Annotated in this window: 10 protein-coding genes and 1 pseudogene; 6 read left to right on the forward strand and 5 right to left on the reverse strand. The window is 43.6% G+C overall.

The window, feature by feature from the left end; genetic code table 11:
• Nucleotides 1-162 precede the first annotated feature (162 nt).
• Nucleotides 163-2,064 carry an ABC transporter ATP-binding protein gene (locus V7K53_RS20790; RefSeq protein ID WP_335199388.1) on the forward strand — a complete coding sequence of 634 codons (1,902 nt, stop codon included), beginning with the start codon at nucleotides 163-165 and terminating at the stop codon, nucleotides 2,062-2,064.
• 31 nt (nucleotides 2,065-2,095) lie between these two features.
• Complete coding sequence (locus tag V7K53_RS20795; protein WP_335199389.1) at nucleotides 2,096-3,403, forward strand: recombinase family protein; 1,308 nt, start codon at nucleotides 2,096-2,098, stop codon at nucleotides 3,401-3,403.
• 211 nt (nucleotides 3,404-3,614) lie between these two features.
• On the opposite strand, the pseudogene V7K53_RS20800 reads toward V7K53_RS20795, so the two are convergent.
• From V7K53_RS20800 to metH, 5 genes and pseudogenes are all read right to left on the reverse strand, one after another.
• A pseudogene (locus V7K53_RS20800) lies at nucleotides 3,615-3,986 on the reverse strand (transposase); the annotation flags it as partial.
• A gap of 410 nt (nucleotides 3,987-4,396) precedes the next feature.
• On the reverse strand, nucleotides 4,397-4,633 hold the full coding sequence (gene rpmB, locus V7K53_RS20805; RefSeq protein ID WP_322680645.1) for a 50S ribosomal protein L28: 237 nt from the start codon (nucleotides 4,631-4,633) through the stop codon (nucleotides 4,397-4,399).
• A gap of 245 nt (nucleotides 4,634-4,878) precedes the next feature.
• The gene (htpG, locus tag V7K53_RS20810; RefSeq protein WP_335199390.1) at nucleotides 4,879-6,864 is read right to left on the reverse strand and encodes a molecular chaperone HtpG; all 1,986 of its coding nucleotides are present in this window, start codon (nucleotides 6,862-6,864) and stop codon (nucleotides 4,879-4,881) included.
• Nucleotides 6,865-7,086: 222 nt separating this feature from the next.
• Complete coding sequence (locus V7K53_RS20815; RefSeq protein WP_335199392.1) at nucleotides 7,087-7,728, reverse strand: class I SAM-dependent methyltransferase; 642 nt, start codon at nucleotides 7,726-7,728, stop codon at nucleotides 7,087-7,089.
• 365 nt (nucleotides 7,729-8,093) lie between these two features.
• Nucleotides 8,094-11,621: a methionine synthase gene (metH, locus tag V7K53_RS20820; protein ID WP_335199394.1), complete on the reverse strand. Its 3,528-nt coding sequence runs from the start codon at nucleotides 11,619-11,621 to the stop codon at nucleotides 8,094-8,096.
• 671 nt (nucleotides 11,622-12,292) lie between these two features.
• Here metH and V7K53_RS20825 point away from each other — a divergent pair.
• The 4 genes from V7K53_RS20825 (at nucleotide 12,293) to V7K53_RS20835 (ending at nucleotide 15,550) form a co-directional block, all read left to right on the forward strand.
• Nucleotides 12,293-12,922 (forward strand): DUF4126 domain-containing protein, encoded by a 630-nt coding sequence (locus V7K53_RS20825; protein WP_335199396.1) that lies wholly within the window; start codon nucleotides 12,293-12,295, stop codon nucleotides 12,920-12,922.
• Between the two features lie 525 nt (nucleotides 12,923-13,447).
• The gene (locus tag V7K53_RS20830; protein WP_335199398.1) at nucleotides 13,448-14,377 is read left to right on the forward strand and encodes a leucine-rich repeat domain-containing protein; all 930 of its coding nucleotides are present in this window, start codon (nucleotides 13,448-13,450) and stop codon (nucleotides 14,375-14,377) included.
• Nucleotides 14,378-14,389: 12 nt separating this feature from the next.
• Nucleotides 14,390-14,497 (forward strand): hypothetical protein, encoded by a 108-nt coding sequence (locus V7K53_RS34105; RefSeq protein ID WP_442937369.1) that lies wholly within the window; start codon nucleotides 14,390-14,392, stop codon nucleotides 14,495-14,497.
• A gap of 174 nt (nucleotides 14,498-14,671) precedes the next feature.
• The gene (locus V7K53_RS20835) at nucleotides 14,672-15,550 is read left to right on the forward strand and encodes an N-acetylmuramoyl-L-alanine amidase (RefSeq protein WP_335199399.1); all 879 of its coding nucleotides are present in this window, start codon (nucleotides 14,672-14,674) and stop codon (nucleotides 15,548-15,550) included.
• The last annotated feature ends 108 nt before the right edge of the window (nucleotides 15,551-15,658 follow it).

Below are 15,658 nucleotides of genomic sequence, written 5' to 3' on the forward strand. Positions count from 1 at the left end.
AGGCTATAAACTTCTAGTTCTAGGTGATAGGCATAGGCGATAATGCGATCGCCTTCTCTCAGTAGCGATAGTGCTTAGGCGTAGCCCGCACTTCTCTACGAGTTGAATTGAGATCACAACGTCTATCCGGGAATTTTGCTATTATTTGCTACTTTAAAATATATGCAAATAATTGAAATTTCTCCATTCCAAGCATTTCGCCGGAGTGTAGTAACAGTGATCCAGGTAGTTCCAAAGGAGCTACGCTATGTAACAATCCTGACATTACTGGGTGGTGCAGGCCCAGCGATCGCCATTTGGCTCAACAAAACGATCATTGATGAAATAACCCGCTTATTGAGTACAGGGACAACGCAGAATGCCATTGCCCTGATAGTTTCGCAACCGCTGCTACTGTACAGTATTGCAGGTTCACTGTTGGTCAATTTGGTCAGTGATGCGATCGCTAACATCAATGCCTTTGTGTATACTTCTCTGCGCGATCGCATTTTCGGCTTTGTCCAAGGACAAGTAATTGAGAAGGTTGCCACTTTTGAAGATATTGCTCTGTTTGAAACACCCGATTTGCTCAATTTGGTGCAGTTGACCGAAAAGGGAGTGCAAAGACTTCCAGAGCTTTGTCTCAGGCTGGTGACGATGTTAGAGGGAATTTTTATCTTCATTCCAGCCATACTGCTTTCGGTGTCCCTGACTTGGTGGGTACCACTAATTTTGTTTAGCTGCGTTACCCCGGTGATGTATGTGCAGATGAAATACCGTAAGCAAGCTTGGGGAGTAGAAAGAACTCAAGCGAGTGTTTTTCGGGAAATGAATTTATATAAAACAGTTTTAACCGGGGAAACATACGCCAAAGAAATACGCTTGTTTAGCTTGCAACCCTTACTACTAGAACGCTGGTACGGACTTTACCGTACCATTTTTAGAGCAATGGAACAAATCCGCCGTCGGGGGACAACAGCAGTTATTGGTTGGTCTTTATTAAGTGGGTTCGGCTTGGCGTTGCCATACATATACGTAATCCAGGGAGTGTTAGGCGGAACCCATACATTAGGAGATTTGGCACTTTACACTGGGGTAATTTTGGAAGTGCGTCGGAGTTTAGATAATCTGATGTCTGGCGGGTCAGAGTTATATAATATTGCACTGGCAACGACGCCGATTTTCCAACTTTTGGAGTTAGAGCCGCAGTTGTCCCATTCTCATGCAGAGTTGCAATCAAAGTCAGTAACAAAGGTATGGGGAGAAGTCAGAGAATCGGCTGTTAACAACCGGCATTTTCAAAGAAATGGGAACGATCGCCGATCGCAAACAGGTATTGATATCAAAAATCTATCCTTTATCTATCCCAATAGCAATCAGCCAATTCTGAAAAACATCAACTTGACAATTCACCCCAACGAGATGATTGTACTCGTGGGTGAAAATGGTGCTGGCAAGACTACATTAGCAAAGTTATTATGTCGCCTCTACGATCCTAGCCAAGGTGCGATTATTTGGAATGGGCAGGATTTACGATCGCTCCCACTAGAAGATTTGCGATCGCGTATTGATGTAGTGATGCAAGATTACGCTCGGTTTCCAACTACCGTGCGGGAGAATGTTGCTTTTGGGGATTTACTTAAAATAAAAGATGACGATGCAATTATGAAAGCGATCGCTGAGGCTGGTTTGACGAGAGTAATTTCAAATCTCGATCGAGGTTTGGAAACTCTCTTAGGCAAACAGTTAGAAGGTGGTATCGATCTATCAGGAGGACAATGGCAAAGATTAGCGATTGCTCGTGCTTTGCTGCGACTGTCTCCAGCCGAACTAGTCATCCTTGACGAACCAACAGCAAACCTCGATCCGAAAACAGAACATGAAATTTACAATATTTTGCGTCACCTGGCGAAGGGGAGAATAGCCGTTGTAGTCAGCCATCGCCTCGCTTTGGCAAAACTAGCAGATCGAGTAGTAGTAATCGAACACGGACAAATTATCGAAGTAGGCACTCATGATGAACTCATGGCACTAGGCGGACAATATCACTTGATGTTTTGTCGTCAAGCTAGTAGTTATAACTGATACCATTTCTTTGTGATGCTGCGCTAAACCTTTGAAAATAATTGCCTACTCTTACACCAATCCGCTATTAGAAACTTCTCCCGATCGAGCCGATTGGGGATGGGAGGTGGATTGGGTTTATGAAGATTTGGGCAAGCCAGACTCTTCTGAACGATCGCAATTACAACAATTATTCATAGATTGCCAAACTGAACCAGCAGATTATCTCCTGATTCGTCGGTTGGAAGAATTAGGAGATACTGTAGAGGAAATTAGCGATCGCCTCAATCAACTTGAAGTAATGGGAATCGCAGTAATCGCCACTGAACAACCCTACACTTCCGAAAATTACCCTCTGGGCGCTGACTTGCTGAATTTACTACACGCAATCCAACGTCAACAACGTAGTCGCCGCATCCGCCAAGGACACGCCCGTAATCGTCTTGAGATTGCACCGCCACCCGGCAAAGTTCCCTACGGCTATCGCAGAGGTAAAGGAAAATATACCATTGACCGCAGTACTTCACCAGTAGTCAAAGATTTTTTTGAACACTTTTTACTTTATGGTTCCCTGCGGGGTTCAGTGCGTTACTTGGCGAAAAAATACGGCAAGAAAATCTCTGCCACCACAGGAAGACGTTGGCTGACTAATCCAGTTTATCGCGGCAATACAGCTTACCAAAATGGTGAAATTATCTCCAATACCCATATTCCAATAATTTCTAAGGAAGAAGCGGCCCAAGTTGACCGACTTTTACGCCGTAACAGCCGTTTACCATCCCGAACTGCTAGCGCACCGCGTTCTCTGGCTGGGTTGGTTGTCTGTGCTGAGTGCCAGTCGCATCTGACAGTTACCCGTGTTACCCAACGCAACCAAGATAAAGAGTATCTTTATTTACGTTCTACTAGCTGTCCCCAAAGCCCCAAGTGTAAAGCTATTCCCTACCAACAGGTGTTGGAACATACCATTGAAACCGTTTGCCGTGATTTACCTCTGGCGGTAGCAGGAATGAATTTTCCTCAGTTGGATGCATTCAAGAATAGTTTAGGACAAGCGATCGCTCGTCAGCAAGAAATACTTGCTCAGTTACCCGCTTTAATTGAAACTGGAATTTTAGATGCCGAAACAGCAAAATTAAGGGCCTACAAACTCCGCACAGAAATTTCTGTACTCGAAGCAAAGTTGGCAATTCTCCCTCCAGTTAACTTGCGTTCTGTTGCTCAAGCTGTTTCTATACCACAATTTTGGTTAGATTTGTCGGAAACAGAACGAAGATTTTACTTTCGAGAATTCATTAGGCAAATTGACATCACTCTTCAGAATAAAGAATTAAAACTCCAAGTTATTTTTATTTTTTGATTTAATTTAAACACTATTTCTGAGACGGTTGATCCTTATCCCTCTTTTGTCACTTTCGGCAGAGAATAATCTGTAGCCCTTGTCCAGATAGGATTTTAACTGTAGAGCTTTGTTTGAAGGTTTCTATTAGCTTGCAATCGCTAATCTTCCCGCTAAATTTAGGTTTCATCATTTAGCCCCAATTTTTATTTCCCCAGAGTGACAAAAGAGGGGTACTCCAAATCTGCAATTGAACGCCATTCATTGAACCAGTCCATAAGTAACTTAAACCTAAAAGTCGCTTTACAGTATTAAAAGCATCTTCAATTCTCCATCTTCGGCGGTATAAATCAGCCACAACATAGGGTGGTATAACTGTAGGGTCAAGCACACTCGTTAAATAAGAATGCCATGTCTTTCCTGAACGAATTTCAACCAGACGAAGGGTAATAAAGAGAGTTTTCTTTGTGCCAGAACCAAGATGCACCAGACGGTCTCTCAGAAAAAAGCTATCCGTGAATACTTGCTCTACATGAATCGCTGCTCCCTTCTTTAACCGGGTAATAAAGCTCATATTCTGAGCAATTAATTGTAGCCAAAAATTCATGATCTCGATTAGTCTTAGGGCTGCTGCTCACGGTTTTTTACAATTACTCAAGTATTTGTCTTAACTGAGTTTCACATAATTTTTTGGAAGCAAATCATCCTAGCAAACCAGCACAATAATGATAATCAAATATGAGGTTGTGGAAGGAGGCAAGCGACGCTCGCCTCCTTCCACTTCGCTATGATTATTATTCTTATGCAGATATATTTATGCTCAAAGAGGTATTGACAAAACTTGCTTACTTTTAACTTGTTCCCAATGCTTACTGCCAACAGAATTCAAAATATAGAGAGCCTGCCTGCTACTCAAGATGTAATAAACACTAGGGGCGCACAGCTAGCTGTGCGCCCCTACGAATCACCTATATTGCAACCTACAAAAGTTTCGGGTTATGAAATCCAGATTACTTAGTAATGATTTAAGTTAATGCCAGCTTCTTTTGCCATTGCTTCTAACCCATTAATTTGTAGGGTTTTAATTGCTTTGGTAGACAACTTTAGTCTTACCCAGCGATTTCCGCCTTCCCACCAAACACGCTTGTCTTGCAGATTAGCGTGCTGAAGGCGTTTTGTACGGCGGTGGGAGTGGGAAACAGAAAAAGCGTTATTTGCCTTCTTACCAGTGAGTTCACAGCGACGGGACATAGCAACTATCTCCAGATTGTTATTTTAATACAGCCTTTCCATTTTAGGTCTTAGGCAGCAGAAGTGGGGAGATGAGGGAGCAGAGGGAGCAGGGGAAGAATAACCATTAAACAATTTCCAATGTTCAATGCCCAATACTTCTCTACGAGAGGCTGCGCCAACGACTACGCTCAGTACAAGTGCCCAATGCCCACTTGCCCTGAACGAAGCCGAAGGGATGCCCAATGCCCAATGCCCACTCACCACTATTTACTCGCTTGTTCCGTCAACTTGGTGAGTACCTCATTCGATCGCTCGACGAAAGATTTCATTCCCTCAGCGTCAAATCCTTTCTGAGACATCAGCGCTAAATCGTAAACGTGTTGACAAATCAAGTTGACTAACTGATCTGTAGACGATTGTCCGTCACCTTGAATGATACTACCTTGGTTCAGATTTGCCAGATTTTGAATCAGGGGATGAGCAGTATTCACCAGCAAAATGTGATCTTCGGGAAACTCTGCTGTTCCCTGCTGCATCATGGCGTTCATTTCTCGCAGGCGGCGGAGAATCTCTGGTAAAAGCACGATCGCAGGTGGTGTACCTTGAGGATCGTCTGATTTTAAGGCTTCGGTACGGATGTTGAGTTTGGGTTTGTTGAGGGATTTCTCAAATAACTCTTTGATCGTCTCACTCCGGGTTTTGTTCGTCTTGGGATCGACAATTTCCTTATCTTTATCTTGTTCCAGCAGGGTATTATCTAAATCTGAGTCTACCCGCGTAAACTTCACATCCTGATATTCCCGCTCTAAGAAGTTGATAAAGTGAGTGTCGATGAAGGAGTCCATAAATAGGACTTCCAAACCTTGATTTTTGTGCAGTTCTATGTATGTAGCTTGGGTTGTTTCATCAGTGCTGTAGAAAACCCGGTTTTCGTTGCGTTCTTTGTTGCGTTCTAGATACTCTTTCAGCGTAGTATAGGGAGCGCTGGGTGCTGAGTCAGAACTGGGTGAAGGAGTGACATCTTGCCAAGCATCGCCGTCTGAAGATTGGACTTCAACCACTGGCGTTTCAGTAGCAACTTTTTCTGTCAGCTTGGCAGTGGTGCGGAAGACAATGATATCTTCGATTTGTTTTTTGAATTTCTCGTCGTTGAGAACGCCGAATTTGACAAAAGTACCGAGGTCTTTCCACGCACTAATGTATTGTTCGCGGTTATCGCGGAAAAGTTCTTTGAGGCGATCGCCTACTTTTTTGGCAATGTAATCGCCAATTCTGCGCACGGTGCGATCGCCTTGCAAGGCACTGCGCGATACGTTTAGGGGAATATCGGTACTATCAATCACACCCCGCATCGGCATCAGGAATTGCGGGATAATTTCTTCGCAGTTGTCGCTAACAAAAACTTGATTGCAAAATAGCTTGATCTGCCCTTTCGTAACATCTACATCCGGCCTCATTTTCGGGAAATACAGAATCCCGTTAATGATAAAGGGATAGTCTGTATTTAGATGTACCCATAACAAAGGTTCTTCCTGAAAAGGATAGAGATAGCGGTAAAACTCTAAATAATCTTCTTGAGTCAAATTACTCGGAGACTCTCGCCACGGTGCTTTTTGCTTATTTATGACTTCGCCATCGAGTTTAATCGGGACTGGCAAGAAGTCGCAGTATGTCTTGACAAGATTCTTGATTCGTGCCGATTCAAGAAATTCCTCTTCTTCCCCTTGCAGGCTGAGAATAATAGTAGTACCGCGAGTTGTCCGGGAAGATTCTTCAAGAGTGAAAGCTGGGGAACCATCACAAGACCAGTGAACCGCCTGCGCTCCTTCTTGGTAAGATAGGGTATCAATTTCTACCTTTTGCGCCACCATGAAGGAAGAGTAGAAACCAAGACCGAAGTGGCCGATTATCGGTTGATCTGATTTGCCTTCATACTTATGAATAAATTCTTCAGCACTAGAGAAGGCAACTTGATTGATATATTTCTTAACTTCATCTGCGGTCATTCCGATACCGTTATCGGAGATGGATAGAGTTTTCTTATCTTTGTCAATGGCAATTTCAATTTCTGGTTCGCCGATATCTCCAGCATAATCGCCGGCGCGGGATACCATTTTTAGCTTTTGGATGGCGTCTACAGCGTTGGATACCAGTTCCCGCAAGAAGATTTGGTGATCTGAGTAAAGCGACTTCTTGATGATCGGGAAAATATTCTCAGTATGAATACTGATAGTGCCTTGTTCTAGCATAATTGGTAATTTTCGATGTTAGTATCTGAAATGATGATAGTAGGTAATACAACCTAGCCCTCTGCTTTCCAGGATAAACCCGGAGAACACAGAAGGGCATGATACCAATTAGGATTTTAAAAGCATAACTTAGGCGATCGCACCTTTTTTGAGCGTTGTTTGCCGCCATTTTCTGATTCGGATTCCCCTACTTCCGATTCTTCACTCCCCACAGATTGCTGTTTAAGTATTACTAGAATTCTTCTCCAACACCAAAAAATAATGGTATGGATAAGTGGGATCGATAAATTCTTGCTTAACAGTTAACCCAGCTTTGGCAACAGAGTTTAAAATCCGCGTTTTCGGATATCCTTTTAAACCCATTTCCCAGCAGTGTTCGTCACAGACTGGCGTTGTACTCCAGAATTTGGGGACATTAAATAGTAAATGTCTTGGTCTGCCTGAGAAAGAGGTTTTCACCTGAAACGAGAGGTATTGGGTGCAATAGGGAATCGAAATCACCAAATATTTCTTGGTTGCAATAGCAAGTTTTCTCAATGCTTCTTCTGACTGTTCGTAGGGGAAGTGTTCCAGAACTTGAAACAGGACAATCGCATCAAATTTATCTTTTGGTAAGGAAAAATCTGTAGTCAAATCCAAAATTATTTCTGGCTTGAGGCTGGGGTCAACATCAGCAGTGGAGACGTTGTATCCATTATTCTTCAAGATATCTGTTAACAGAGAATTAAAAATCCCAATTTCCAGAACGTTTTTTACCTGATTACCCAGCGAAAAAATTAGACGCAACTGGTGATGGTAACTGATGAGGCGATTTTTTGATAAATATTCTGAATTTCTAATATCTAACGAACTGATGAGTTGCATAAATAAGCCTACCTAAGCTGAGAGATTAACAAATTTGGTGGGTATACAACTACAGGATTCCCGGAACAATCATCAAAGTAACAGTATCTTGTTTCGTTTGTATACAATACACTTTGACCTTTCTCCAACTCAGCTACGGTGTACACACATCTTCAGTAATGAAGGTCAAACCTTGGGTTTACCCCCCTTAATTCCCCCTTGTAAAGGGGGGAAATATCCGGTTCTCCCCCTTGCTAAGGGGGAGTTAGAGGGGGTGAGAAGGACTTGTATACACACCGTAGCCTAGAAGAAGAGAGGCTTTGAAGGGGGATTTTCCAGGGCAAAATCTCACTAACACCAAGGCTATTGCTTTAACGAGTAGGATTCTACGCGCTAAAGTATTTGGCTAACGGGTGATAGGTAATAATCGCAGTGGTAGACTGTTCTGGATAAAGTTGTTCGCTTTCATCCATATACAGGTTAATCCTGTCAGTCTGCAATAACTCCAGTTGCTTGTACTGGTCTTGAATATTTGGACAAGCTGGATACCCAAAACTATACCGCGAGCCACGATAGCGTTGTGCTAACATATCCCGAATATTGTCGGGTTCTTCAGCAGCAAAACCTAACTCACGGCGAATTCTGGCGTGTGTCCATTCAGCTACAGCTTCTGCTACCTGCACTGCCATACCGTGGAAATACAGGTAATCTGTGTATTGATTGGCAGCAAATAGCTTTTGAGCGAACTCTGTGGCAATTTCCCCCACAGTCACCGCTTGCATTGGGAAGACATCAATAATTCCCGACTCCTTCGGTGCAAAGAAATCTGCTATGCACAGCCGTCTTAAAGACTTTTGTCTAGGAAACTCGAAAGTTGTAACTTGCTGTGATTGGTTCTCTGAGTCATATATATGTAGAGAATTCCCCTCGGCTTGACAAGGGAAATACCCATAAATTACCTGGGGATGTAACAGATTCTCCTCAATAATTCGCTGTTTCCAACTTTCTAAAACTGGGTAAACTTTCTCTGCTAAGAAAGCCTGATATTCTTCCTTAGATTGTTCCTTTGGTTTGCGGAATTGCCACTGTCCAGCAATCAAAGCTTGTAAATCTAAATGCCAGAATATTTCCTCGATGGGAATATCACTAGGCTGCAACAATTTCGTTCCCCAGAAAGGCGGTGTTGGACGTTCAATATCTACAGCCACAGCATCAGAACGTCTCGTATCTACTACTTTTGGTTCAGCAGATGTTTCTTCAGCAGTTGTAGCTTTTGGTTCTTTGTGACCATTTGTCGAAACTTCAGCAGTTTCAACTTCATTCAAAAATCCTTGCAAATCTTCCCAGTTATTAGTTGCCTTTGCTGGCATTAATTTATCCATGAAGTGCAAGTCAGAAAAGGCATCTTTGCCATAAACGACTTTACCTTTGTAGGTATTTTGACAATCTTCATAGACAAATTTAGGAGTCAGCGCCGCACCACCTAAAATTACAGGGACACTAATTCCCTTTTCGTTAAATACCTCCAAGTTCTCTTTCATGAAGGCGGTGGATTTTACCAGCAAACCACTCATGGCAATACAATCAGCTTTGTGCTGTTCGTAAGCGTTGATGATGTTTTCTACCGGCTGTTTAATTCCCAGGTTAATCACCTTGTAGCCGTTGTTGGATAAGATGATATCCACCAAGTTTTTACCAATGTCGTGGACATCGCCTTTAACTGTGGCAATGATAAAGGTTCCCTTGGCATTGTTGCCTGATTCTGATTTTTCCATGAACGGTTCTAGAAATGCCACCGCCGCTTTCATAGTTTCTGCTGATTGCAAAACAAAGGGTAGCTGCATTTGTCCTGAACCGAATAATTCCCCGACAACTTTCATGCCATCTAGCAAAAAGGTGTTGATAATTTCTAAGGGGGGATGTTCTTCTAAGGCTTTTTTCAGATGTTCTTCTAAACCAATGCGTTCGCCGTCGATGATATGGCGTTTGAGACGTTCGGGGATAGGGAGACTTTCATCTAAGGAGCGATCGCGCTTAGTTGTCACCCCCGCAAACGCTGTGGTAAGCTCTCCCAAGGGATCGTAAACGCAAACATTACCCTCAAATTTCCGTTCGTCATAAATCAACTGCCGACAAATTTCTTGATGGCGGGCGTCAATCTTCGACAGCGGTAAAATCTTGTTAGCACTGACAATGGCTGCATCCATTCCCGCCGTCGTCGCTTCGTGCAAAAACACTGAGTTCAGCACCATCCGCGAGGCTGGATTCAAACCAAAGGAAATATTGGAAACACCCAAAATTACATGACATCCAGGCAATCCTTCACGAATGCGTCGGATAGATTCAATTGTGGCTTTACCGTTTTCTCGGTCTTCTTCAATCCCGGTGGAAATTGGTAACGCTAGGGTATCAAAGAATATTTCTGTGGGTGGTATGCCATATTCTACAGCTTGACGATATGCGCGTTCGGCGATCGCAAACTTTTTGTCTGCTGTCCGCGCCATTCCATCTTCATCGATAGTACCAATGACTACACCAGCACCGTATTTTTTCGCTAACTCCAGCACCTTCAAAAAGCGCGCTTCCCCATCTTCATAGTTGGTGGAGTTCAGCAAACACTTACCACCGGCAACCTTTAAACCCGCCTCCATTTTTTCCCATTCGGTGGAGTCAAGCATTAAAGGCAGTGTCACATTATTAACAATGCGCGAAACTAATTCGTGCATATCCCGCACGCCGTCACGCCCCACATAATCGACGTTGACATCGAGGATGTGTGCGCCTTCTTTGACTTGCGCCCTCGCCATTGAAACGAGTCCATCCCAATCTTCGGCGTTTAGCAAATCGCGGCACTTCTTGGAACCACTGGCGTTCAGACGTTCGCCAACAATCAAGAAGGAATTATCTTGATCGTAAGGCTGAGTGGTGTAAATTGATGCTGCTGCTGGTTCTAAGCTAGGATGTCTAACTTTTGGCTTCAGGTCTTTAGCGACTTCTGCCAATTGTTGAATGTGTTCTGGACGCGTCCCACAGCAACCCCCGATCACTTGGACACCCAAATCTTCAACAAAATGCATCAATGACATCCGCAATTCTAACGGTGTCAGGCGGTAGTGTGCTTGACCGCCGACGTTCTCAGGTAAACCCGCGTTGGGAATACAAGAAACGATGAAAGGTGAATGTTCTGCCAGATACTTGATATGTGGTTTCATCAAGTCTGGGCCTGTGGCGCAGTTTAGACCGAGAATGTCAATTGGGTAAGGTTCCAAAATTGTCAGCACAGCACTGATTTCTGAACCAACCAACATTGTGCCCATGCTTTCCATTGTCACAGACACCATTAACGGTCTGCGATCGCCCTTCTTAGCAAACACTTCTTCAATGGCATTCAGCGCCGCCTTAATTTGCAGCACATCTTGGCAAGTTTCCACCAAAAACAAATCGACACCACCATCCCACAGCGCCTCTGCTTGTTCGGCAAAAGTAGCTTTCATAGTGTCAAAGTCAATATGTCCCAAGGTAGGGAGTTTAGTTGTGGGGCCGATGGAACCAGCCACAAATCGGGGTTTTTCTGGCGTGGAAAATTCCGCCGCCACACGTTTCGCTAATTCTGCGGCTGTCTTGCTGAGGTAATAAGCTTGGTCTGCCAAGTCATATTCTGCCAGCACCAAGGAGGTACTGCCAAAGGTATCGGTTTCAATGACATCAGCACCAGCAGCGAGAAAGTCCCGGTGAACCTTAGCCACAGCTTCGGGTTTCGTGTGGACTAAGTATTCGTTACAACCTTCATACTGTGGGCCGCCGAAGTCTTCAGCAGTGAGGTTTTGGGTTTGTAAATTGGTTCCCATCGCCCCGTCGAAGACGAGGACTGGGCTATCTGGACTACGCAGGCGTTCAAGGAAAGGATGAGTCATATTTTCCTAGAATAAATGAGGAAATCAAGTGAGTCATGTGATACTCGACTTACTTTATTATTTTCCAAGATTGTGATATTTTCGGCATCTTTTAATAAAGTCTGTTTTGCTGAAACTCACTATTGGCTCATTTTGACCTGATTTCTCAAGGTTGGCGATAACAGAATTATGCAAAAGCGCCCTCATATCATGTCTGCTTGATTGCTTATTAAAGCCGAAGAACCCCACCCCGCAAGCCTACGGTTTACACACAAGTCTGAAATAGCTGAAAAACCCAAGGTTTTACCCCACCCTAACCCTCCCCTTATAAAGGGGAGGGAACCAAATTTCCTATTTCCCCCCAATACATCGGGGGGATTAAGGGGGGTAATTCGACTTGTGTGTACACCAAGCGGGGAGGGGTTGGGGTGTAATGACTGTGGTTAAATAATTATGCGGATATGATATCACTCTACAGGTCGCTGGCTCACAATCTTCAACGCAACCTACATTAGAGTTATTTTTTAGGCAAAACCTACACAGTATTGGCACAGGTGGGATTTTACGGATTCTACACATAGTGAGATGAAATATTTTCGCCAAGTTTCTTATCTTGGGATTACAGCTTAGAGTTGTTACTCCGTTCAGCTCAAAGATGGAAAAAACACCAGGAGTATAACTTGAGTCTTACTATGGATTTAAATTCTTTGTTCAATCTCAATACATTTATTGAATTATTACTGGGGATTAGTTTGAGCGCGGCGGCTGGCTTTCGAGTATTTGTACCACTGCTAGCATTGAGTGTGGCTTCAGTTTTTGGACATTTAGATTTGCCGACTAACTTTGATTGGGTGGAAACACCTCAAGCTGTAATTGTCTTTGCAGTCGCTTGTTTACTAGAAATTACTGGTTATTACATTCCTTGGTTGGATCATCTGCTGGATATTGTAGCCACTCCTGCGGCATTTATCGCCGGGACAATTGTTACAGCATCTGTTGCTCCAGAGATGAATCCACTCGTACAGTGGACGTTAGCTTTAGTTGCTGGTGGTGGAACCGCAGGATTAACTCAGGGATTAACGAATATATTGCGGATAAGTTCTACTGGCGTTTCTGGTGGATTAACCAATCCTGTTGTGTCAACCATTGAGTTGCTCATCGCCATCGGACTGTCTGTGCTGGCGCTAGCTTTACCAGTGGTAGCAGGAGTAATTGTGATTGGTTTTCTAATAATAGCTATTCAAAGAATTTGGAATTTCTTCTTGAATAAACCATCTTCTCAAATTAACGAAACCGTTTCTCCATCAAGAGAATTGGGATAAGTAGTTATGGATTTGTTTCATCGCTGCGTAGGCGTAGCCCGCACTTCGGCTGCGCCCTTCGGCTACGCTCAGGACAGGCTCAGTGACCATCGTAGACATCGCAATTATAAAGCGATCGCAATCCTGGGGTGTGTTAGCGCAAAAGCGTAACGCACCCTTTGAACTCCGTTAACGAGTCTTTTATACTCGCTGATGAGTCTTTGAACTCCGTTAACGAGTCTTTTATACTCGCTGATGAGTCTTTGAACTCCGTTAACGAGTCTTTTATACTCGCCGACGAGTCTTTGAACTCCGTTAACGAGTCTTTTATACTCGCCGACGAGTCTTTGAACTCCGTTAACGAGTGAATGTTATTGCGAGGTTAGCGATGTCTACAACGGGCTACACCTACGCATCCTGTTAATTTAAATATTACAGCCGTTTCTACGCAGATAGAACACATAAATTTAGCCCCACTCCCTACTCCCCATAACCTGCGATACACTATTTTTGTAAATATCGCTACAGAGTTGGTGAGGTTTGCTGATGACAAACGAAGAACTGTTGCAAATTATTGAAAAAGCTGCCAGAGAAAAGGAAACGGTGCTAAACATCAATCACACTCAACTCAGCAATCTGCCACCAGAAATCAGCCAACTCTCCAACTTGACTGAGCTATCCCTCTGTGGTAATGAACTCAGCAGTCTGCCACCAGAAATCAGCCAACTCTCCAACTTGACTCACCTATACCTCGATAAAAATCAACTCAGCAGCCTGCCGCCAGAAATCAGCCAACTCTCCAACTTGACTGAGCTATCCCTTGAGAACAATCAATTCAGCAGCCTGTCGCCAGAAATCAGCCAACTCTCCAACTTGACTGAGCTATCCCTCTCTGGTAATCAATTCAGCAGCCTGCCGCCAGGAATCAGCCAACTCTACAACTTGACATGGCTAAACCTCAATCAAAATCAACTCAGCAGCCTGTCGCCAGAAATCAGCCAACTTTCCAACTTGACTGAGCTATTCCTCAATGAAAATCAACTCAGCAACCTACCGCCAGAAATCAACCAACTTTCCAACTTAACTGAGCTATTTCTCTCTGGTAATCAATTCAGCAGCCTACCGCCAGAAATCTGCCAACTCTCAAACTTAATATGGCTAGACCTCTCTTGTAATCAACTTAGCATTCTACCGCCAGAAATCAGCCAACTCTCAAACTTGGAATGGCTAGACCTCCCTGGCAATCAACTTAGCAGTCTGCCGCCAGAAATCAGCCAACTCTCAAACTTAATATGGCTAGACCTCTCTTACAATCAACTCAGCAGCCTGCCGTCAGAAATCAGCCAACTCTCAAACTTGACAAGCCTATCCCTCAAGAACAATCCACAATTAAGCTCGCCGCCGCCTGAAATTGTTGAGCAGGGAACGCAGGCAATTTTGAACTATCTTCGAGCCAGGTTAGAAGCTAAAGGATAATATCTTTCTAAACTGCTAGTAGTTGGTGAAGAGGATGTGGGTAAAACATCATTAACAGCGCTACACGATGAAGATTTTCACACCCACCAATCCACTACCCACGGCATTGAAATTAAATAGCTTTTAACAGCACTATTGCAGAGATTATCAAGGTATATTTGACTAGAATTAAGGTATTATAGCGATTATTATTTGGATACTATGAGCGGTAGGGGTTTACAGAAGTGGCCCTCTACGACTGACATACCAGTTTAGCTATAAATTAATATCTACCGTTTTACGGGTATTAGAAAAATGAAGTTTACAGACTGGGTGACTAGGGTGCTACTAATCTGGCTGATGTTTGCCACTTTAATTGTAGTGCTGCTAATTGGACGAGCAACAAAATTACACAACAATCCGACAATATCCCGTGCAGCCAATCCACAGGTTACAGCTTTCAGTAAATACCCCCAGGCGAAATTTCAATCAGCGAAAGAGCCAGAGAAGAAATTTCAAAATGTTATCAAGTCCCCAGTCAAGACTAACCAGCCTCTAGCAAGGTACATAACTACTCAAGCTTTTGCACAGTACAGACCTAATTATCAAGTTGCTTCAGTTGACCCAAGTAACTATGGTGAACGTTACACCCAAGATGTTAACGGCATTCCTCTCAGCAACCAACCAATTATCGTCATCCATGAAACTGGTTATTCAGCTTCTAGCGCCATTAATTTCTTTCAAGTAGCTCATACTGATGAAGGGGTGCAAGCAAGTTACCACGCCTTAATCAAGTTAGACGGAACGGTGGTTTATCTAGTACCCCCAGACAAGCGGGCTTTTGGTGCAGCTAACTCTGTGTTTGATGGTTCGCAGGGAGTGGAAACTGTGCAGACTAATCCGACTTTACCCGCGTCTGTGAATAATTTTGCTTATCATGTCTCTTTGGAAACACCGCCAGATAGTTATGACAGTAGCAGTCAACAAACCCATAGCGGCTACACGGAAGCTCAATATCATTCTCTTGCTTGGTTAATTGCTCAAAGTCAAGTCCCAGACGATCGCATCACTACGCACCATTTAGTAGACCGTTCTGGTAAAAAAGTTGACCCGATAAATTTTGATGGTCATAAATTTCTCAGCTTACTTAATACTTATCGTCAGGTTAGACCAATCTATCGAGTCAGCAAATAAATTATTCAATCTTGTAGGGTAGGCGTCCATATTTTGCCCTCACTCCCTCTCCCAAGTTTGAGCTACGGTGTATACACAAGCCTGAAATAGTTTACTCACCTGGTTTTT

This window comes from Nostoc sp., assembly GCF_036917355.1.
Classification (GTDB): Bacteria; Cyanobacteriota; Cyanobacteriia; order Cyanobacteriales; family Nostocaceae; genus Nostoc.